Source organism: Stenotrophomonas sp. 71799_Sma (assembly GCF_056482505.1).
Genome location: NZ_CM151202.1, coordinates 2,988,469 through 3,006,702, shown reverse-complemented (window position 1 = coordinate 3,006,702; position 18,234 = coordinate 2,988,469). Strand labels below are relative to the sequence as shown.

Sequence of the window (18,234 nt, the reverse complement as noted above, 5' to 3'; positions counted from 1 at the left end):
TATCAGGGGCACCATGAAAAAGTTCGTTCTTCCTCTCGGCATCTTGCTGCTGTCAGGCTGCGCCACGTTTGCGCCAGCGCCGCCGCGGCAGGTGGCTTTGACCACCACTTTCGATCCCAGCGAAGTTGCTTGGTTCTCTGAGAAAGGCACTGGCGCCATCAACGGCCAAGCCTTCTTCCAAACCCGGGGTGGTCAGCCCAGAACCTGCGCGGGGTTGGAAGTCTCCTTGCAGCCCAAGTCCGGCTATGGTCGCGAGCGCCTGCTCGCGCTTTACGGCAGTGCCGAGAGCGGGTATACCACCGTGGGTTCGGCCAACGTGCAGTTCATCCCTGACAGCGCCGATTACAAGCAGGCGCGTAAGACATCGGTTTGCGACGCCCAAGGCAATTTCAGTTTTACTGGGCTGCCTGCAGGAGAATATTTCCTGACCACCGGCATCATGTGGTCCGTTCCCGGTCAAGAGTTCATGCCTCCGCAGGGTGGGCTTTTGATGCAAAGCGTCAAGCTCTCGGATGGGGAATCCACGCGAGTCATCATGACCCGTTGAGGTTGGCCGCCGCAAAAACACCACGCCTTCAGCCGGCAGGTGAGTGAAGTGGACTGAGTGGGGGGGCATTGCGTGCCCCCCGAGTCAGTCAGCCAAGAAAGTTGGATGCTCGGTCGCGCCCTTGCCCAAGGGCATTGAATTGTTGAGTCAACGCCTGCAGCCCCTGCTGCAAGGTCGTGTTGTAGGTGAGCGTCTGGTGGCCGGCATGGGCGTCGGCCATTCCCGCGAGAGCCATGTTCCAAGCGACAGGCAGTAGTTGGGGGCTCGGGTGGCTGGCAATGATCGTTCGCAGCCCATACTCCAACGCCTTGAGATATCCGCGATGGGCTTCCAGATCGACTTCGCAGGCATCCAATCGCGCTGCCAGGTCTTCTAGGGTTTGGGCCATGATCGGGCTCGACAGGGGGGAGATGAGGCCCGATAGTGGCAGAAAGCCGCCAGACTTTTGCGATGAGCATCCTCAACGTTCTGCTGAGTGCCAACCAGCTGGTTGTGACCGTGGACACATGGGCCGAAAACGCGCACAGCGGACAAGCTTCGGCGGGAGCCAAACTGCTCCTCATTCCCCAGCACCAACTGTTGCTGGCGACCCGTGGGTCAGCCCAGTTCTTCTTTCGCATCTACCAACTGTGCCTGGAGGCAAGTTTTCGGGCCGATTTCACGATGGAGCAACTGAGTGCTGAGCTCGGGCTCGTGATCGATCAGCTTTGGCCCAACTACATGAAGGCCGTTGCCGAGGCTGGGTTGCCGGCGGAACACTGCACCACGGAGTTGGTCTTGGGTGGTTGGTCGCCCAAGAACGGCCGGATGATGGCCACGGCCTATGCCAAGCACGACTTGACCGTTCCAGCGGTTGTCCAGCCCATAGGAGGACAGCTGGCGTCGCCCGGCGATCCGCTCAGGGAGCGGCCGCCCAGCATGGCCACCCAGGAGCTGCTGGTGGCAGCGCAGCTCCAGGCTCGATACCTCAACGCCAGCATGAGGCGGACCGTCGCCGGCGGACGGTTGCTATTGGGCTTTTTGAAGCCTGGCCAGGCGGTGGTCAAAGACTTGGGCCCGATTTAGCCCTGCCAATTTCGTCAGTCGAACCGTTCAAAGCAATGCCCCAGTCGAGCGCCGGCTGACGGGCAAGTGCAGCCGCGCCTGCAGCGTGATCGGGCTTTTCTCCCAATTTTTAGCTTTAGTCAAAATAACCCCCTTGTGGGTTTCGCGTGTCGGTGTATCCCAAACGTATGACGTTCGCGATGCGTGCGTCTGACACCGACCAACGAAACGAAAGGGGGGAACATGTTCATTGGATTCAGACTGACGAAGCGGCTTGTCGTCAACGCCGTGGTTGTCCTGGTGCTGGCGCGATTGCTGTTTATGGGCATGGACGGCTTGGACCGGTTTTCCGACACGTGGAACCGCACCTTTGGGGCGAGCATGCCCAACGCCAGCGGGTTGCGCGGCGCCGTCAACGGCGCACGCCAGGTTTTCCCGTCTGGGTTGGACGAGTATGCGCGCCAGGCCGAACGGGACGCGGCCCAAAGCACCTCGCTGTTGGACGTGTTTGCCAGCGTGTTCGGACGCGTGAAAAACGAGGAGGTCATGTTGCCCTCCACCATCAATTCCGCTGGAGGGGGGGGCTCGATCTATGACCGCTATGACCATTGATTTTGAGTGGCTGTCCATCCTCTCCGGGTGGTCCTTGCTCAACGACAGCGCGGCGCTGCTGCGCACCCCCGGCCAACGCTGGGCGGGCTTGGAGGGATTGCTCATCGGCTACGGCCTCATCGCTGGACAGTGGTTCGTCCTGGCCACCATGGCAGGGGCGCTGGCATGACCACCGTGGGCGCGGTGTTGGCCGCCGTCCTGGCTGCAGCGTTCCTGGCCACCGTGTTGGGCCTGGCTGGCATCTTCTGGGTCAATGCACGGCACGCCAGCGGGGCGCTTCGTGTGCGTTACCGCTTGCGTGCCCAAATCCTGGCTGGGCTAGTGCTGGCGTGGGTGCTCACCCTGGCGAGGCTGTCCACGTGAGCCGGCCACCTTACGTGCAGATGGCCGTCCGCGTGCCACAGGAGCTGAAAGACCGGCTGGAACAGGCGGCAGCCCGGGAGGGGCTGCATGTCAGCGAGATGGTTCGCTTGTTGCTTTGCGAGGGATTGGCGCGCCGTGCGGCGATCAACGGGCAGGGGTCTTCACGATCCGGTGGTTTCGCAGCGGCCGAATAAAGTTGGCCGGTGTGGACTTGTCCAACGGTTGGGCGCGCACTTGGTATTGCCCGCTCTCGCACAAGCGCAACAGCTCAGCTTCGTCGTGGATCTCGCGCTGGCCATCCTTGGTGTTGCCCATTTTGGCCACCCGGAACGCCACGTTTCCCGTGTCTCGGTCCCTCATCCGCACCGCGACGATCACCCTTCCATCGTGGCGAACCAGGTGGAAGGCTCGGGCAAAACGGTCGCCGTTGGACGCCCTAGCTGGTGAAATCGGGTCAGGCGGCGTGGCACGCTGGATCGGTGCCGGTGCCGGGCGAGGCGGAGCTGAAAGGGGCTGCGCTGGGGCCTTGTGACCCAACGCTTGGCGCGCCAGCTGCTTCTTGCGGCCCGGTTCGGTGGCGGTGTCACCGTCGATCCAGGCTTGAAAGGTCCCGTTGGCCGGGCTGGGGTGCGACGCAAACACCCATGTCCGGCCTTGGGCGCTGAAGGCTACCTCGTTGATTTCTTGGAAGTCGTTGAATTGCTGGCGCATGAGCGCCTTGACCCCCTTCATGTAGGCATCGGTGGTCCCCAACAAGACCACGCGCTCCACACTGTCAGGCAACGGGTCCAGGTGGCGTGCCACGCATGTTTTCATGGCTTCCAAAGGCAACGACGAACGCATGGCCTTGGGCATGATGGTGCCACTGCTGACCAGCTTGCCGTTGTCCATCACCGACAACCCGCAGCGCACCAAGGAGGCGGCGCCCATGTGGCGGCTTTCGGCGGTCAGGGCGTCGTTGATCGTTTGCCCACCCAGATCGATCCCAAGCTCGTGCAATACAGCTGCGAGGCGAGGGCGCATAGCACCCGCGAAGGCGACCCCATCGAAGCTCCCGTGTTGGGCGGCGGCAATTTGGGTGGCCCCCTTGGAAAACCCCAGGACCAAGGTTTTAGGGACGCTGGTTCCCCAGTAGCCGGGATTGGCACGGAGGTGCCAGCCTCCCTCCACACGCACATCAAGTCCTGGTGCATGGCATGCGCGGCACGCCTGCCAGCCATGGTGAGTTGTCATGGGGCCTCCGCAGGATCCTTGAAGGCCCATACAGTTAAAGCACGTGCGAGCGGTATGCAAGAGCTTTTTGTCGGCTAAATGTGGCGGAAAAATGGGATGGCATGGGATGGCGTGCAATAGCTGCGTGGCAGCACGGTGTGGAGTAGCCTGACACCATCATACGAAGGTCAATGGCATGGATGATCCGGCTGAGTTGAACATGGAAGCGTGGCCGGCTGAGGTGGCCTTCGTGCCCTACGTCGGCCGCGGCTACTGGAAGGGAGTTGAAGGGCGCCGCGTCTTGCTACTGGGCGAGTCCCACTACCGGGAGGCTGGGTGGACCGACGACCCCGTTATCACTCGTCCATTCACCCGCGAGACGTTCGGCGACATGGAGACTTGCAAGAGGACAGGTGGTGGCAAGTTCTTTGATGAGCTGGATCGCCTGCTGACTGGTCAAAGCAGCCCAAATGTTGTGGATGCCGCCCACGCCTGGCAGCACGTCGCATTTTGCAACTTGTCCCAGCGCTTTGCCGGCAAGAGAGCTGGACACCGTCCGTCAGGAACCGACTTCAGTCAAGGCGGGAAGTTGTTGGTAGAGGTGATCCTCCCTCTGCTCCGGCCAGAGGTGATTCTGGTGCTCGGCCGCACCGCTTGGCGAATGTTCGATCACGGGAAGCGGTCGGACCAGCCTACCTTCCAGGCTCGCCATGCCAACTCCGAGGGCAGGAGGCGGCGCTATCTGGAGGAGCGCCACGTATGGTCTCTCGATTATGGCAACGGGGGGGGCGTGGATGACTTGGGTCTACCATCCATCTTGGAACGTAGATTGCTGGGAAGATCGTGCCGCAGCTCTGAGGCATCTTTTGAAATACGCGAATGAAGGGCAAAGGATATGACGCACAATTCGTTGAAGGATGCGATCCGCGATGCGCTGGAGCCGCGTGCTGCCACGCGGCAGCCCACGGCGTTGGACATCGCACAGGAGGCCAGAGAGGCCAAGGCCAGCCTGGAATCGAACATGTCCTGCATGGCCCGCATCACTGTTCCCGCCGGCAGCGAGCGTCACCGGGCGGCTTTCCAACTGTTGAGGGCCTCGATGGACTACGGGCGTGCGTTGCTGTTCCTGTTGGAAACCCATCCCATCGATCTTCCAGCGGTGGCCTTGGCAATGCACCGCTCCCAGATTGAGCAATTCCTGCGGGCGGTGTTTGTCCAGTTCCTTGCCGACGACGAACAGCTGGCGGACTTTCTCCAGGAAGATCGGGGCCCTCGAAGGAAAAACGAGAAAGGAAAGTGGGTGGCTATTGCCCTCAAAGACCTGGCCGCGGACGTGGAGCAGGCCATTGCACGCATCGGGCAGGACGATGAGCCTCAGAAGCTGGCTCGGACGGTGACCAATTCGTGGGACCCTCTTTGCGGGCTGGTCCATGGCGGGAAGGCCATTCGGGTGATGTATCAAGATCCCAATGGACAGATCGGGGCGCACGTGCCGGCAGCCATTCTGTTTCAGACCACCGTCAACGCGGTGGCCACCACCAACTTGTGCGTCATTGCAGCACTGACGGCGGTTGGGGTTGGGGCCTTTGAGGAAAGCCCCGTTGTTGAGCAGTGCGCCAGCGGGATGTTGCACTACATGCAACGGAGGAAAGCCCGCATGGAAGAGCTGGCCTGGCCGCCTTAAAGGACCGGACGCGTATTGTCGTGCCGCTCTGTATCCCCACCAACGATCGCTGGCGGGGAGAGTTGCAATCGGAGGTCTGCGAATCCTCGGTTTAGGCGGCGTGCCTTCTGGCCAAGGGATTCCCAGGTTGAGTCTGCGGCGTCGGATGGAGGCTTTTCGTTGAGGATCAGCTGGGCCGATGCCTTGAATCTCTCAAGAAGTGCTGCTTCATGCCCCGGTGGGTCCAGTTCAACGCGGTTGCGGGCCTCCGCTGCGTTGAGCTCCAGCATGTTCAGTTCGATCAGTGTGGCCATGGCAATGGCGGACCGGGTGGGCTCCGTCCTATTGCGGCGGCAGAGGTGGGTGATCCATGTCCACATGGGGTCGATTCGTCCTTGTTCGCCGATGCCCTAATCCTTGACGGGCGGTAACAGTTGCTCGATGAGTGCGTTGCGCTTCTTCGCCGGCAGCTCACCCAAAACGCCCAGCAGTTCGGCAAAACGTTCCTGCTGGGCCACGCTCTGCTCGCCCAAAGCCAAGATCGCATCGGCCATCGCTGGGCTGGTCGCCAAGAGATAGGCCGGGGGCACCTCCAAGGCCTGGGCCAGCTCGAAGAGGGCTTCCAGGCTGATCGACATGCCCTCGGATTCATACCGAGAGATGCGGGCCGACGCAGCGTCCTTGTCCATCCCCATCCGCACTCCGACCTCGCGTTGGCTAAAGCCCCGCAGGACGCGGGCTTGGCGCAAACGCGCGGCAACCACGGCTCGGGGAGCGGGCGGGGCGGCAGTCACGGGCTGAACGGATGCAATGCAGGCATGCGGACAGGATGACCCAGAGGCTACGCCCCGGGTAGACTCTACGTGCCACGTAAGTTGGCCGCAAGATCCCAAATCTATTGGTGGGAACAGGGGGTTCCATGAAGAGGGTCAGAAGAACCGTGCTGATCGGGGCGTTTGCCCTGACTGCAGCGGCTGGAGCGCAGGCACAATCGAGGGCCGGATCGGACCTGCTTCGCCACATCGGCCGAGCCATCCAAGGCACGCCGAAGGTGGTCAGCGATAGGTCGCGGAGCCCTTACCTTGAGCCGCCTGGGACCTACTGGGACCTGGATCAGGAAGGCTTGGAAGGGGTTCAACACCTGCGGGCCGGAGTGACGGCTGTCGGAGGCGGGGGCGTGGACACCTGCGACATGCAGCTGCTGGCAATGGCCCATTCGGCCTATCGGATCGACGCCGACAAGCGCCAGTGGTGCCTGAGGCAATGGTGGCTGATGGACACGAAGGCCCACGGCGCCAACGGTGTCTCGGGCAATGATCCGGCTGCCATCGAGCGCCGTTATGGCCCGGCCTTCGACGCGCGCCTGCAGCGCTTCAAGGCCATCCGACGGTTTGCGATTCGTCCCACGTTCCAAGCGCTGGGCGATGTCGCCTATCGGGCCGACCGTGGCGTGCTGGAAGGATTCATCCCGATGCCTCAGGTGTCCGCGGCGGGACAAAGCGTCACCGGCAAGGGCTTTGTGCCGTGGGTTCACCGCACCTCCACGGGGGTGTCCAGCCCACCCAACGCCGGCCGCTTCCATCTGCTCATCCGAATGGACGCCCAAGAGGCCGCGAACTTGGCGCGACAAGGTCGCAGCTACCGCGACGATTTGGTGGTGTTCTCCGTCAACCGGGTCTGGGTGGAGGGAACGGTGCCAAAGATGGACGTGACGATAGAGAGGGTTCGGCTCGGATACCGCGATGAAACGATCGACGTTGATTTGACCCATACGCAAGGAGCTCCGGCATGAAAGCAACCCTCGTTTCCCTCGGCCTGATCACCGCAGGGTTGGCTGCCTGCAGCAGCAAAGCTGATCTTCCCACCATCGAACAAGTCGCCCACGCTTACGAGGCGCATGCCAATGCCAACCTCTCCAGTGAAATGGGCCAACGAATCGAGGTCCGGGGTTGGAAAGACCTCACCGCGGATTGCACCTCAACTGGTCCCCAGCGTGCCACGTGCGTGACCGGTGGAACGTTGGACGTGGTCGGGTTCCAGGGCGGGCAGCAGTTGAAGCCCGATCCCGTCCCCGTGCCGCCGGCTTACGACTTCGTCTTTGAGAAGCAGCCCACCGGCTGGGTGCCGGCCGGAGCCCAGAAGAAGGGCTGACCTTGCCAAGGACCGGAATCGCGGTATGCATTGAGGAACACCACTTTAAGGAGGTCCCATGTCTTACAACGCTCACCACACCCCCGGCGGTCACATGCAGTGGGGCTTGTTGGCCCCCGCCACTGTGATCCTTGGGGGAGCGGGCTTGCTGTTTCTTGCCGGGGCCCAAGAGATCGGCCAGAACGAGGGCTACGGCTGGCAGGCCGGCCTGGCAGCCGCTGGTGGGGCAGCCGTGCTGCTCTTGCTGGCGATTCTCTACGTGTTGAACTGGCGAGCGGCCCGCGTGCGCGCGGCAAGGGCCAGCGGGCTCCCGGTTTCGCCGCCCAAAGGTGGCTTTGGAAAGGGCGCCCTGGTGGGCTTGCTTGTCGTCGTTGCCCTGCAGCTGGCCAGCGTTGCTGTGGGCCTGCTCTACCCGGGGTTGGAGGAGAGCGAGCGAAACTTCTTCACCTCCGTGCCCCCGATGGCTCTGACGGCGCTCATGCCGGTGGCCCTCATCGTCGGTGGCATCGCAGGCAAGCTTTGGCGCTCCACCAGCCTGTAAGATCAATCCATGTCCTTTGGGGCCCCCGCGAGGGGGCCTTTTTTTGTGCCAAGAAAAGCTCAGTGCCGCCACCGGTCGCTTCGCGCCGGCTTCTGTAAAAGCGGGGGTAGGAAAAGAGCGGATGACGCCTTCGGCGCGATAAGTGATGTTAGGAAAAGCTGCGGCCTTAGCTCCGCAGTTTTTGATTTTAGTCAATATTTTGTCCACCAGAACCGTGGACAAATTTTCAGGGCGATCTACCTTGGATACATGGGAAGGCAATAGTGCCAACCGACAAACAAGGATCTCGCCATGAACCACACGATGCTCATCACAAACGACACCATCACCGTCAAGGAAGCTCACGAAGCTGCGCATGCCGCTGCCAGCACTTTGTTTGACCAGTTGTCTGGGTATACCTATTCGACCGGCGCGGCGGGCTATCCCGCGTTCCAGTCTTCCACTGAAGACGCATTGCTGGCTTTCCTGCTGAACCGCAATTGGGCAGAGCTGGGACGCGAAGACGACGAGCTGCTGGCTGAGCAAACCGTCTCTGTCAATGTGCAGCGTCAAGAGGACGGGGAGCTCCTCTATGAAGTGGGGCTCGACATCGAAGGGTCGGATTACGGCACCAATTGCAAGGTCAAAGACCTGGCGACGCTGAACGAATGGTTCGATGAAGAATGGATCGACGTGGAGTGCGCGGAGTGAGACGTGCTGACAAAAGAATACTCGCGTAAGAACAACCAATGTCCTTTAAGGCCCCCGCCAGGGGGCTTTTTTTTTGAAAAAAACAAAGCCCAGAGCCACTGCCGGTCGCTTCGCGCCGGCTTCTGTAAAAGCGGGGGTGGGAAAGGAGCAGGTGACGCCTTCGGCGCGAGAAGTGATGTTAGGAAAAAGTGCGGCCTCAGTGTCGCAGTTTTTGCTTTTAGTCAAGATTTTGTCCGCTACAGTCGTGGACAAAACTCCAGTGCGATCTACCTTGAATTTGTGGATGGGCAATCGCGCCTTCCGAAAACCACCAAGGAAATCGACATGAAAATTCATCACCTCGTCAGCGACGGAAACCAAGCGGTCGCCATCACGCAATCGGCATCGAGTGGTGGTGGTTACGCGCACCCGGTGAAGCTCTCCGCCATTCGCTTCAACGTGCAAGACGCTGAAGCGGCGCTTGGCGAGCTCAACAAGTCTGGCCACCGTCACGAGAAGGCGTTCGAAGTGATCGAGCGTTGGGACGTCGATGCTCGCAACCAAGGGCCAAAGTCAAAGTTCGGTCGAACCCTTGCCGCCCTTGTGGACGAAGCGCAGGGCCACTTGAAGGGGCCGGTGATCTACGAAGCCAAAAGCATGCAGGAGGACACCGCGCGTGCGCTCAACGCCGCAGCGAAGCAAGCCAGGCTTTCGCAGGTCCTTCCTGCTACAGGTGGCCCGAGCATGATCATCGGTGGGGAAGTGTGGAACCCGCGCCAAGAGGCCCAGAGCCAAGCGCCAGCTCCGGCGGCGGCCCTGGAACCTCCCCGTCAGCGCGTGCGTCTGTGACCGCCGTCCAAGGAAAGAGAAGTGCTTAAACCCGTCCGTTCCCCAGACTTGGCCACCCTTCCGTCCTCCCGGGGCTACTCCCGTGATCTGGAGCGCTTGCAGGCGGCCGCCGCGCGCGTGCAGGTCACGCGAAACGAAGCCGTGCGCCAAGTGCTCGCCATGTATGCCGCCAAACCTTACCCACTGAGCAAGCGTCGGCTGGGTGGGGAACGGGACGTGCGGCTGGCCTACCTTCCGCTGCAGCGCAGCGTCTTGGAGGCGGTGGAGCAGGGCGCGGTGAACGCTGGGATTTCCACCGCAGAAGCGGTGCGCCAGATCATCCGAGACTACGTCCAAGGACATCTCATTCGGAACCAGGTTCGGGGCAGCCGCCATGGCTGACCGCCACCCACCACCGCCAGGAAGTCCGAGCGCTGAGCTGATTCACGCGTGCGTCGAGGGAAGCCTTTTCGGCGCTCTACAGGCCCTGCGGCAGGGCGCCAACCCCAACGCGTGGCGCCTCAACGAAGGTCCCGCGCTCCATTCCGCACTTGCCTGGCCCCGCATCGTCGAAGCCCTCCTGCAAGCTGGTGCGCACCCTCAAGAGAGGAACCACTGGTGCGAGCGCCCGCTGGAAAAGCTGGCGGCGGACTACCAGCTGAGCGACGACGCCGACGAGCGCAGCCGACTTGAACAGACGGCGTTGCTGCTGTTGCGGCTGGGCGGCAACCCTCACCGGGGCAGCCCGTTCTGGAACACGCCATCGCTGAAGGCGGCGATGCCGCACGTGGTGGCCACGGTGGAAGCCGAACAACGTGCTGTCCACCTGCAGCATGCATGGGCAGCCCGGGGAAGTGTCAGTGCAAAGCGGGCAAGGCTGTAGAGCCAACGGCCCAACGCCGCCACCGGTCGCTGCGCGCCGGCATCTGTAGAAGCAGCGGTGGAAAAGAGCAGGTGACGCCTTCGGCGCGAGAAGGGATGTTAGGAATAACTGCGGCCTTAGCTCCGCAGTTTTTACTTTTTGTCAAGATTCTGTCCACTACAACCGTGGACAAATTTCCAGGGCGGTCTACGTTGGGATCAGGAAGAACGCAACGCTCTACCCACCGACTGGAACCGCCGACATGACCCTTTCTCTTCTCGCCATCGCTGCCCCCATCGCCCTTCCTTTCAGCGTTAGGTTGGCCCAGCGCCTTGAACGCTGCATCGATCGTGCCCTTTGGGCGCACTGAGGGAAACGCCATGACCACGCGTGCCGCCCGCCACCGCTATTACGCATACGAGCGCCGCGATGGTTCTGTGTGTTACCTGCCAAAACTGTTGCACGAGGGGATTCAGCGCTACCCACGAACGATTGCGCACTACCACCTGGTGCAGTGGCTGGGAGTGTCCAAGTTGCTCAGCAAAGACGAATACAAGCAAATGGCGTGGCTGGGTTCACAGCGGGGCACGCTCCGAAACACCCATGATTCAGCGCAGGCTCGTCTCACCGGCTGACACCCAGGCAGGGCAAAATGGCTCCATGACCCACGCTGCCCCTCCATCCACCCTTCAGGCTCCGGCCTACGGCCTGCTGCTCGGCCACACCGAGTGCCATTTCTGCCACGCCCCGACCCCCACCGCCGCGATCTGGGTGCCCTCGCTCGAGGAGCACGACGACGAGGGTCTGGTGGATCAGGGGGAGGGTGCCGTGTTGCGCTACATCGAGCGTTTGGACGAGGACACTGTCGCTTTCGTGGCGGGCCACGCGCCCTGGCTTCGTTTCGCCACTACTCGAACGTCAGGGCAAACCTACCTGGCCCATCACTGCACCACCTGTGGGGCCCTTCAAGGGGACCACTTCGTGTTCTCGCCGGATGGTCCTTACTGGCCCCAGAGCGACGTCGAGCTTGCACGCCTGACGTTTGTCCAGGGCCTTGGCCCGCTCACCGCCCAAGCATCGGCAGGGCAGAGCACCTGGATGGACCGGGTCCCTCTGGCCTGCGCCCAGGCCTGACGGTATTCCCAAGTTCAACGCCGAATCGGTGTGCCGCCCGCGGCACCTCATTCAAGCCCTGTGCGCTGCGCGCGGCCCCAACGCCCGGCTTCTCCGGTCAAGGGCCATTCCAGGGCCCGTGTCCTCGCTTCGCTGCGGGCCGCGCCAGCCCTTCCATTTCCTCCCTTGACCGCGCCGAGCGGTGGGGCGGTGGGTTTCCCATTCCAAGACATCCGCACCGGATGCCCTGGACCGGGCCATTACTCACCAAGCGAGGAAACAACATGTTCGAGCCTTCCGACCTCATCCATTCCTACACCCGCGCCCAGGCGATCGAGGACGGCGTCTTAGTGGACGTGTCCGACGTGGCCAAAGAAGCCGGTTTCAAGTTGCCCGTGGCCATCACCCGCGCTGCGTGGGCACGCTACGTGGAAGTGCCCGCGGGACTGGAGGTGCGCGGCCAGTCGGTGGACGGCCGGCTCTGGGATGTGCTTTTTATGCTCCACGTCGCCATCAAGCGGCATCAGGGCAACGGTTCGGAGATCCACTACCAGCTCCACGTGGCTCTGTCCGACGCCGGCGACTGGTTGTCAAACGAAGCCCACCCGGAGGCCGGGTCTGGCCTGACGCGGTCGACCCATCGCCTTGTCACCTTGAAAGCACTGTGTGGGCCCGGGGACGCCCTGGAGCCGGTGGTCACCATCATGCTGCCCAACGAGGATTGAGAAGGGAGGGGGCAGGACATCGGCCCCCATCGTTTTCCCGTGCTGGTCCCGCCGCTACCATGGCGAGACGACAAGGGAGGAGTAGAGGATGGAAAAGTTCGATTGGTCGAAGGTGGAGTTTGCACGCACACCCTGGCGGAGCCGGGTTATCCCGGACGCGCTGCCCATCCTCATCCGGTGGGCGCAGGAGGGTGAAGCTCATTCCTACAGCGACCTGGCCCAAGAGCTGCACGACACCTTCGGACACGAGATCAAACCCCGCAAAGACCTCTACGGCACCGTCGCCGGGGGAGTGGCCCAGGCCCTGCAGTGGCTCAGCGAGCAGTGGAAGGAACCCATCCCGCCCCTCCACGCAATCGTCGTCAACAAGAACACGAAACACCCTGGCGAGGGGGCGATCACCATCTCGCCAGCTTACTTCGCGGGGAAGAAGCTGGACACCGAGGAAGAGCGCCGTGCGCACTTGCGAGAGGCGATGGAAGACGTTTTCACCTATCCCAATTGGGACCGGGTCGCCCGCGCTCTGGGAGCCACCATGCTGACCCCGTCCGCCGGGGCGGTTGAAGAGGTGGCAGCGGATGCGCCTCTTCCCCTTCCTAAAGTCCAGGAGGGGGGGCGGCCAGAGAGCGACGAGCACAAAGCGTTGAAGGCGTGGGTGGCCAGCCATCCCGAAGAGTTCGTGGACTTTGGGTACTTCCCCATGGGGAGCAACGAGAAGTTGTTGAGCTCGGGTGACCGACTGGACGCGCATTTCGATAACGGAAGACATCGCCTGGCGGTGGAAGTTAAAACCAGCAAGTGCTCGGAGGACGAACTCCAGCGAGGCGTCTATCAAGCGGTGAAATACCGCGCCGTTCTCCGGGCCGAGCAGAAGGCCATCCGCCACGTGCCCAACGGGGAGGCGGTGCTGGTGTCCACGCGCGCTCCGAACGCGGAAACCCGTGCGCTCATCAAGCGGCTGCAGGTGCGTTTCCAGCAGGTGCCGCTGGAGGCGGAGCAAGAATGAAGCCTGAGGAACTGGAACAACGTATTCGCCAAATCGATGGATTCGTTCGGGTGCTCACGCAGGAGTGCCACATCCTCGACGAGCGCCGGCACATTTTGTCCCCACTCATTCAAGACCCCGCGATCCAGGCAGGGCTCAAAGCCAAATTGGATAAGACCCCCGGCGCCAATGCGTGGAACCACTTGGCTCCGCTTCTTGGGCAAGACCTGGTGCGCGATCAGTCACGGCTTTTTCTGGACAACGATCTCAGGTCGGGTAGCCTGACCAACCTGTGGAGAAAGCTGCAAGCAGATCCAGCCATCAAGGAGCACTACCGGGAGCGCTACGGGCGCATGTTCGATCACTTCCACGACGAACCGATCAGTGACCTGCCGCCCGAAAGCTCGGCTGTTTTCCAGGAGAAGTTCAGACAGAGCGATCGGGACGAAAATTACTCGCGCTTCGATAATGGCTGGGAAAAGGTCTCCAATGAAATGGTGATCCTTTCGGCTGATCCCGTGGCAGCGAAAATCAAGACCCTACGGGACAAGCACCACGCCCACCTGGAAATGCGCAAGCTGGACGAGGAGCCTGGCGCGTTTGACATCAACACGCTTGGGTTGACCTTCAATGAGGTCTTGGCTTTTGGCGATCGCTGTCAGGCCATCGTGGCAGAGCTGGGGCTGCTGCTGACCGGGACCAGCTGGGATCCACAGCAATACGCATCGGTTCACGAAGCCCAGGGCAAGGCGATGTGGAAAACCCTGGCTGGGGTTTGACTTCGAGGCACAACAGCGAAGAGCCCAGAAGCCGCCGCAGGTGGCCAAGCCACCTGCCTTCTGAAAAGCACGCTTGGTGCGAGGGCATTGCCTCCGGTCGGTTTTGGAGATCCGAAGCTTTGCCACTTCGAACGTGAGGGATGCCCCCCGCCTTCTTTGCCGTCAGGGGCATTTGAATTCAAAGCCCACCCAGTCGCTCGCTCCCAGGTCTTGCCAGTAGAACCGCGCGCCTGGACCCACGACGCTGCACGAGCAAGCCGCCGGCCAAACCGCGGTGCCTGGGTGGTTGACGAAGCCGTAACCTGGCATCGGAGTTAAGTTGGCGCGCAGCGCGTAGACACAGGCTTCCAAAGCCGGTGTTGGGCGGGTCACGCCAGGTGGCTCTGGCGTAAACGTGGGGGTGTCGTTCGTTTCGTATTGCCAGGTGCATGCCAACGAGGTGGCTTGAAGCTCGGCCAGGGTCCGGGGAGCGTTGCAGAAGATCGCCCAGCCGTAGTGCCCTCCGTCTCCCCACGAATGCCAAGATCGCCCGGTGTATTCGGGAAACGTCGGGGGTGGTGCGTTGGGTGTGCATGTATTGGCCTCGTTGCGACGAACCCCCGTCTCCGCCCAATTTGTCCAAGTGGTGAACGTCGGGCTGGGCAGCGACCACGTGGTGGCCGGGCAGTTGTAAGACCCCATCCTGGTCCGCCGCTGCTCGGCCTGCCACGTGTGCGATCCACTTTGGCCTGCCGGGCAAGCGGCACTCGCGGCGACCCACTGGGTTTCGGCTTGTGGGAAAGGTGCTGGGCAAGCCGCGCAGGTGGTGTTGGTTTGCGTCCAAGCGTCCCACGAACCGGTGCCCGTGCATGAGAAGGTCCGCCGCTGGCCGATCGAGCCAAACTGACCTGCAGGGCATCCCACGTTGCGGGTCTCGGGAGCAGGGCACGGAGTGCAGGTGCTGCTGGTCGTGGTCCAACTGCCGGCCGTCGTGGACCCAGCCCACGCCTCGTAAACACTCGGGTCGGTTCCGCAGTGGTGACGGCGGTGTTGGAACACCTGGCCCACCTGGCCCACTGGGCAGTTGATCGTTCGGTTCTCGCTCCACTCTCGGCACGGCATCGTGGTGCTGATCGGCGGCGGCGTGACCGGCGGTGAAGTGGGCGGAGCCGGAGGCGTCACGCTCACCGGGGGAGCGGGCGGCGTGACCGGTGGGGGCGTCGTGGGCGGAACGCTTGGTGGCGGGGCGGTTGGGGGCGACACCGGCGTGGAAGGTGGCACCGGCCCCACGGGCCCCACCGGGAATCCCACGGGCGGAGAACCGGGTGGAGTGGCCGGAGGTGTTGCTGGCGGCAATACTAGAGGCGATCCGGTCCACTCGCCTCCCAACAATCCGCTGTGGTAGACGAAGACCACGCGCGATTTGTCCGCACACGTGCGGCTCAGCAATCCGACGTCGAGTTGGCCGCCGGTGTTTCGAATCACCGACACGTCCGACACCTGCGCGTCCCACACCCCGCCCGCGTTGGCCGCGACCAGGGCCACGCACGCTTGACGAGGAAGGCCGGCGTAGCTCACGGAGAACGAATCGCCGAAGCGATCCACGGTGTAAGGCTGGACGTCCACCGCGCCGCCCCACGCGTTGGTCAAAACGTTTTCCCCGGCGCCGAGCTGGGATTCAGGGGCCAATCCATCGACCACCACGGCCGTGGTGCTCACCCCGCGGAACGTCCCCACCACCCCAAAGCTGCTTTCAAGACGACGGGACAGCTCGCGCAGGTTGCGCGTCTCGCTGGCCACCTTGGACTTTGCATCGACCTGGCCAAAGAACAGGAACATCGCGCCCGTGGCGGCGGTCACGGCCCCGAGCGCAAGCAAGGCCTCGGTGAGGGTGAAGCCCAGCGCGCTGCGCACGCCCTTGGAAACGTGGGTGAGAGTGGGCGAACAACGGGGGCGGGTTGTGTGCGTCATGCACTCAGCATGCGATGCACCTGGGATTCCGCAAGCCCCTGTTTTTAGTCAAAAAAAGGTCGATTTTTCATCTTGACATTGCTCGGCGATCTGGTTGCATGAGGTCAAGTGAGTGGGTCGACCTACGCACGAACGTAGCTCCAAACAACCCAAGAGACCGCCACCATGATTGAAAGCCCCGCCAACTTGTCCCGCCTTATTGCTGGCCTTCCTTTCGCGCACATCCCTCCCACGGTTCCCGCGTTCCTGCCCGAAGGCAAACTTCGCCGGCAAGCCCGCCTGGCGCGCGAGCAACGCCACTTCGAGCGCCAGCTGCGCAAGGAGCTGAAATGGAAATGACCACAGACCGGCGTGCTCAACGGCTTCTGGATGCCATCGAGCACCGCAACCCACAGGCTTTGAAGAGAACCATTGCGGCCATCCGCGAGGCACGTCTGAAGGCGTGGAGGGGCCTGACGGCTTTCCCGTCCTTGGACCACCCGGTGGGGCCCAACGGAATCACCGCTTTCCACGTCGCTTGCATGGCGTGGCACGTGAACCAGGATGACCCGGCCAAGCGACAGTGCTACGACAAGATGGCTGGAATGCTGGCTGAAGCCGGAGCGGACGTGTTCGCGGAGTTCGGTCCGGCAAAACAACGCTGGACGATCATCGAAGCACTGCATGGCGCTGCGCCACCGTCTGTCAAAGCATGGATGGCCTCTCAGCCGTTCGATCTGCATTGCTCGGCGTCAAACACCGCCCACACGCTGCGGTGGGACTGCCGTCGTCCAGCCGCCTTGTCGGAAGGATAGAAAATAATCCAAGGGCTGAACGGCCCGAAAGGGTTGCAAAAACATGCACTTGCGCTATGGTAGCGTCGGGGTAGATTCGAGAGAAACCCCTATCTACTCACGAAAGGATGTCCTATGCGACTGTGCAACTTCTCACTCAAGGGTGGCGTCGGCCGCACGACGCTGGCCCTGAATCTAGCCGGGTGCTATGCCCGTGACCCCAGCCTGCGTGTGCTGGTCAATGACCGGGACCCCCAAGGCGGGGCCTGCGCGTTTGCCTCACTGTCGGACGAAACACCGTTCAGTGTCGGGCGATCGCGCTCCCCTGGCTTCGACGTGGAGATCACCGACACCCCGCCGCGTCTGCCGGACAACGAGGTGATTCCCGAGGCGGACCTCTACCTGGTGCCGACGTTGCTCGACGGGGCCAGCTTCCTCATCTTCCTGCGAACCGTGGATGTTCTTGAAAAGAAGGGAAAGCGTTTCCTGCCCATCGCCAACCGGGCCAACGAGAGGCGGGCAGCCCATCGACGTCGCCTGGAGCACCCCAAGATGTCGGGCGCCATGCTGGTGCGGGATCGTGCGTTGTTTGCGGACTGCTACGAGGAGGGAAAGACCGTGTTCGACGCCAACGGCCGCTGGGCCCGGGTGGCCCAGGAGGAGATCCACGCCTTGGCGGTCCGGGTGCGCGACATCCTGGCTGCTGGTGCAGGCCGGAGGGCTGCGGCATGATGGAGCTTCCCTTGGTTTCCCTCCCAGACCTACCCATGGCCACTCGCAAAGCTCCTGCCAAGAAGGCTGCCACGAAGAAGGCCGTCAAGCGCACCTTGGATGACGTCAAGGACGTGACCCATGCCAAGCCCCGCCGGGCCAGCAAATCGGCAAGCGTTCCGATTGCCCGCATCCCGGAGCACCTGTTGCTGGGGCCAGGCGACTACCCGGAGCGCAAGTCCTACTTTGACTACGACGACAGCCAGAAGGCGGGAAGCGTGGGAGGCAAGCGGGTTCACATGGTCATGCCCCGATCGGTCACCCTGCACGACTACCGCCGTCGGGAGGACGGGCTGCGCCACCACCGGGCCATGGTGACGATCCCGCCAAAGCTCCGCGAGAACATCGCCAAGCTGTTCGGCTTTGACGATTCGGAGGACGCCGGGAGTGAAGTCGCGTTGACCACCGCCATGGTGGCGCTGGCAGACTACGCGGCCGCGTCGCTCATCCAAGACAACACGCTGTTGATCGTGAGCTCGCCGGTGGACGAGCACGCGGAGGACCGCAAAGCCGCCAGGGTAGCGGTGCGGAACTTGGGGATGAGCAAGAACGGAAAGATCTACTGACCCTCACAATCAGGGGGACGAAGAAAGCGGCTATGGCCGCTTTTCTGTGTCTGTGGATCATCCCGTGGGCAGAGCAAAAG

28 protein-coding genes are annotated in these 18,234 nt (G+C 62.5%); 23 read left to right on the top strand and 5 right to left on the bottom strand.

The features are described from left to right. Positions 1-13 precede the first annotated feature (13 nt). Positions 14-547, top strand: coding sequence for a hypothetical protein (locus tag ACZK4Z_RS13995; protein WP_061478932.1), 534 nt, complete (start codon positions 14-16; stop codon positions 545-547). Between the two features lie 88 nt (positions 548-635). Here the strand turns inward: ACZK4Z_RS13995 and ACZK4Z_RS13990 are convergent, their stop codons facing one another. Next, positions 636-935: a hypothetical protein gene (locus tag ACZK4Z_RS13990; protein ID WP_100443809.1), complete on the bottom strand. Its 300-nt coding sequence runs from the start codon at positions 933-935 to the stop codon at positions 636-638. Positions 936-997: 62 nt separating this feature from the next. On the opposite strand from ACZK4Z_RS13990, the gene ACZK4Z_RS13985 reads away from it, so the two are divergent. The 4 genes from ACZK4Z_RS13985 (at position 998) to ACZK4Z_RS13970 (ending at position 2,566) form a co-directional block, all read left to right on the top strand. Beyond that, a complete protein-coding gene (locus ACZK4Z_RS13985) occupies positions 998-1,612 on the top strand; it encodes an apurinic/apyrimidinic endonuclease family protein (RefSeq protein ID WP_061478970.1) in 615 nt (204 codons plus the stop codon). A 222-nt stretch (positions 1,613-1,834) separates the two neighbouring features. Beyond that, positions 1,835-2,203 carry a hypothetical protein gene (locus ACZK4Z_RS13980; RefSeq protein ID WP_478450873.1) on the top strand — a complete coding sequence of 123 codons (369 nt, stop codon included), beginning with the start codon at positions 1,835-1,837 and terminating at the stop codon, positions 2,201-2,203. Continuing rightward, on the top strand, positions 2,193-2,372 hold the full coding sequence (locus ACZK4Z_RS13975; RefSeq protein ID WP_046272123.1) for a hypothetical protein: 180 nt from the start codon (positions 2,193-2,195) through the stop codon (positions 2,370-2,372). Before ACZK4Z_RS13980 ends, ACZK4Z_RS13975 begins: the two co-directional genes overlap by 11 nt. Beyond that, positions 2,369-2,566: a hypothetical protein gene (locus ACZK4Z_RS13970; protein ID WP_046272122.1), complete on the top strand. Its 198-nt coding sequence runs from the start codon at positions 2,369-2,371 to the stop codon at positions 2,564-2,566. The genes ACZK4Z_RS13975 and ACZK4Z_RS13970 overlap by 4 nt, the downstream gene beginning before the upstream one ends. Positions 2,567-2,710: 144 nt before the next feature. Here the strand turns inward: ACZK4Z_RS13970 and ACZK4Z_RS13965 are convergent, their stop codons facing one another. Then, the gene (locus ACZK4Z_RS13965) at positions 2,711-3,799 is read right to left on the bottom strand and encodes a hypothetical protein (RefSeq protein ID WP_143568382.1); all 1,089 of its coding nucleotides are present in this window, start codon (positions 3,797-3,799) and stop codon (positions 2,711-2,713) included. 175 nt (positions 3,800-3,974) lie between these two features. Here ACZK4Z_RS13965 and ACZK4Z_RS13960 point away from each other — a divergent pair, with 175 nt between their 5' ends. Then, complete coding sequence (locus ACZK4Z_RS13960; RefSeq protein ID WP_235649996.1) at positions 3,975-4,661, top strand: uracil-DNA glycosylase family protein; 687 nt, start codon at positions 3,975-3,977, stop codon at positions 4,659-4,661. Positions 4,662-4,673: 12 nt separating this feature from the next. Continuing rightward, positions 4,674-5,462 (top strand): DUF6988 family protein, encoded by a 789-nt coding sequence (locus tag ACZK4Z_RS13955; RefSeq protein WP_054172066.1) that lies wholly within the window; start codon positions 4,674-4,676, stop codon positions 5,460-5,462. On the opposite strand, the gene ACZK4Z_RS13950 is transcribed toward ACZK4Z_RS13955, so the two are convergent. Together ACZK4Z_RS13950 and ACZK4Z_RS13945 are read right to left on the bottom strand one after the other, a co-directional pair. Then, positions 5,459-5,755 (bottom strand): hypothetical protein, encoded by a 297-nt coding sequence (locus tag ACZK4Z_RS13950; RefSeq protein ID WP_143568383.1) that lies wholly within the window; start codon positions 5,753-5,755, stop codon positions 5,459-5,461. The two genes, ACZK4Z_RS13955 and ACZK4Z_RS13950, sit on opposite strands and share 4 nt — an antisense overlap. Positions 5,756-5,851: 96 nt before the next feature. After that, positions 5,852-6,130, bottom strand: a complete 279-nt coding sequence (locus ACZK4Z_RS13945) for a helix-turn-helix domain-containing protein (RefSeq protein ID WP_478450872.1) — start codon at positions 6,128-6,130, stop codon at positions 5,852-5,854. A gap of 503 nt (positions 6,131-6,633) precedes the next feature. On the opposite strand from ACZK4Z_RS13945, the gene ACZK4Z_RS13940 reads away from it, so the two are divergent. The 12 genes from ACZK4Z_RS13940 (at position 6,634) to ACZK4Z_RS13885 (ending at position 14,094) form a co-directional block, all read left to right on the top strand. Beyond that, positions 6,634-7,233: a hypothetical protein gene (locus ACZK4Z_RS13940; protein ID WP_235649997.1), complete on the top strand. Its 600-nt coding sequence runs from the start codon at positions 6,634-6,636 to the stop codon at positions 7,231-7,233. Next, the gene (locus ACZK4Z_RS13935) at positions 7,230-7,592 is read left to right on the top strand and encodes a hypothetical protein (RefSeq protein WP_061478925.1); all 363 of its coding nucleotides are present in this window, start codon (positions 7,230-7,232) and stop codon (positions 7,590-7,592) included. Before ACZK4Z_RS13940 ends, ACZK4Z_RS13935 begins: the two co-directional genes overlap by 4 nt. A gap of 58 nt (positions 7,593-7,650) precedes the next feature. Beyond that, positions 7,651-8,133: a hypothetical protein gene (locus ACZK4Z_RS13930; protein WP_061478924.1), complete on the top strand. Its 483-nt coding sequence runs from the start codon at positions 7,651-7,653 to the stop codon at positions 8,131-8,133. A gap of 291 nt (positions 8,134-8,424) precedes the next feature. Further along, the gene (locus tag ACZK4Z_RS13925) at positions 8,425-8,823 is read left to right on the top strand and encodes a hypothetical protein (RefSeq protein ID WP_061478923.1); all 399 of its coding nucleotides are present in this window, start codon (positions 8,425-8,427) and stop codon (positions 8,821-8,823) included. A 3-nt stretch (positions 8,824-8,826) separates the two neighbouring features. Then, positions 8,827-9,651, top strand: a complete 825-nt coding sequence (locus tag ACZK4Z_RS13920) for a hypothetical protein (protein WP_125895663.1) — start codon at positions 8,827-8,829, stop codon at positions 9,649-9,651. Positions 9,652-9,747: 96 nt separating this feature from the next. Beyond that, positions 9,748-10,032, top strand: coding sequence for a hypothetical protein (locus ACZK4Z_RS13915; protein WP_148099975.1), 285 nt, complete (start codon positions 9,748-9,750; stop codon positions 10,030-10,032). Beyond that, a complete protein-coding gene (locus ACZK4Z_RS13910; protein WP_125895662.1) occupies positions 10,025-10,513 on the top strand; it encodes a hypothetical protein in 489 nt (162 codons plus the stop codon). The genes ACZK4Z_RS13915 and ACZK4Z_RS13910 overlap by 8 nt, the downstream gene beginning before the upstream one ends. 359 nt (positions 10,514-10,872) lie before the next feature. Next, positions 10,873-11,127: a hypothetical protein gene (locus ACZK4Z_RS13905; protein WP_061478920.1), complete on the top strand. Its 255-nt coding sequence runs from the start codon at positions 10,873-10,875 to the stop codon at positions 11,125-11,127. A gap of 25 nt (positions 11,128-11,152) precedes the next feature. Further along, entirely contained in the window at positions 11,153-11,626 is a 474-nt protein-coding gene (locus tag ACZK4Z_RS13900) for a hypothetical protein (protein ID WP_061478919.1), read from the top strand. Positions 11,627-11,889: 263 nt separating this feature from the next. After that, complete coding sequence (locus ACZK4Z_RS13895) at positions 11,890-12,330, top strand: DUF6573 family protein (RefSeq protein ID WP_044570520.1); 441 nt, start codon at positions 11,890-11,892, stop codon at positions 12,328-12,330. Positions 12,331-12,418: 88 nt separating this feature from the next. Further along, complete coding sequence (locus ACZK4Z_RS13890; RefSeq protein WP_061478918.1) at positions 12,419-13,336, top strand: hypothetical protein; 918 nt, start codon at positions 12,419-12,421, stop codon at positions 13,334-13,336. After that, positions 13,333-14,094 (top strand): AbiU2 domain-containing protein, encoded by a 762-nt coding sequence (locus ACZK4Z_RS13885; RefSeq protein ID WP_024956683.1) that lies wholly within the window; start codon positions 13,333-13,335, stop codon positions 14,092-14,094. The genes ACZK4Z_RS13890 and ACZK4Z_RS13885 overlap by 4 nt, the downstream gene beginning before the upstream one ends. A gap of 162 nt (positions 14,095-14,256) precedes the next feature. Here the strand turns inward: ACZK4Z_RS13885 and ACZK4Z_RS13880 are convergent, their stop codons facing one another. After that, on the bottom strand, positions 14,257-15,987 hold the full coding sequence (locus ACZK4Z_RS13880; protein ID WP_162292566.1) for a type 4 pilus major pilin: 1,731 nt from the start codon (positions 15,985-15,987) through the stop codon (positions 14,257-14,259). Positions 15,988-16,209: 222 nt separating this feature from the next. Between ACZK4Z_RS13880 and ACZK4Z_RS13875 the strand changes: the two genes are divergently transcribed. The 4 genes from ACZK4Z_RS13875 to ACZK4Z_RS13860 all read left to right on the top strand — a co-directional run bounded on the left by ACZK4Z_RS13875 (position 16,210) and on the right by ACZK4Z_RS13860 (position 18,154). Next, positions 16,210-16,383 carry a hypothetical protein gene (locus ACZK4Z_RS13875; RefSeq protein WP_156476632.1) on the top strand — a complete coding sequence of 58 codons (174 nt, stop codon included), beginning with the start codon at positions 16,210-16,212 and terminating at the stop codon, positions 16,381-16,383. Beyond that, the gene (locus ACZK4Z_RS13870; protein WP_049430686.1) at positions 16,374-16,838 is read left to right on the top strand and encodes a hypothetical protein; all 465 of its coding nucleotides are present in this window, start codon (positions 16,374-16,376) and stop codon (positions 16,836-16,838) included. Before ACZK4Z_RS13875 ends, ACZK4Z_RS13870 begins: the two co-directional genes overlap by 10 nt. Positions 16,839-16,952: 114 nt before the next feature. Next, a complete protein-coding gene (locus tag ACZK4Z_RS13865; RefSeq protein ID WP_061478917.1) occupies positions 16,953-17,549 on the top strand; it encodes a ParA family protein in 597 nt (198 codons plus the stop codon). Then, positions 17,546-18,154: a hypothetical protein gene (locus ACZK4Z_RS13860; RefSeq protein ID WP_061478916.1), complete on the top strand. Its 609-nt coding sequence runs from the start codon at positions 17,546-17,548 to the stop codon at positions 18,152-18,154. The genes ACZK4Z_RS13865 and ACZK4Z_RS13860 overlap by 4 nt, the downstream gene beginning before the upstream one ends. The last annotated feature ends 80 nt before the right edge of the window (positions 18,155-18,234 follow it).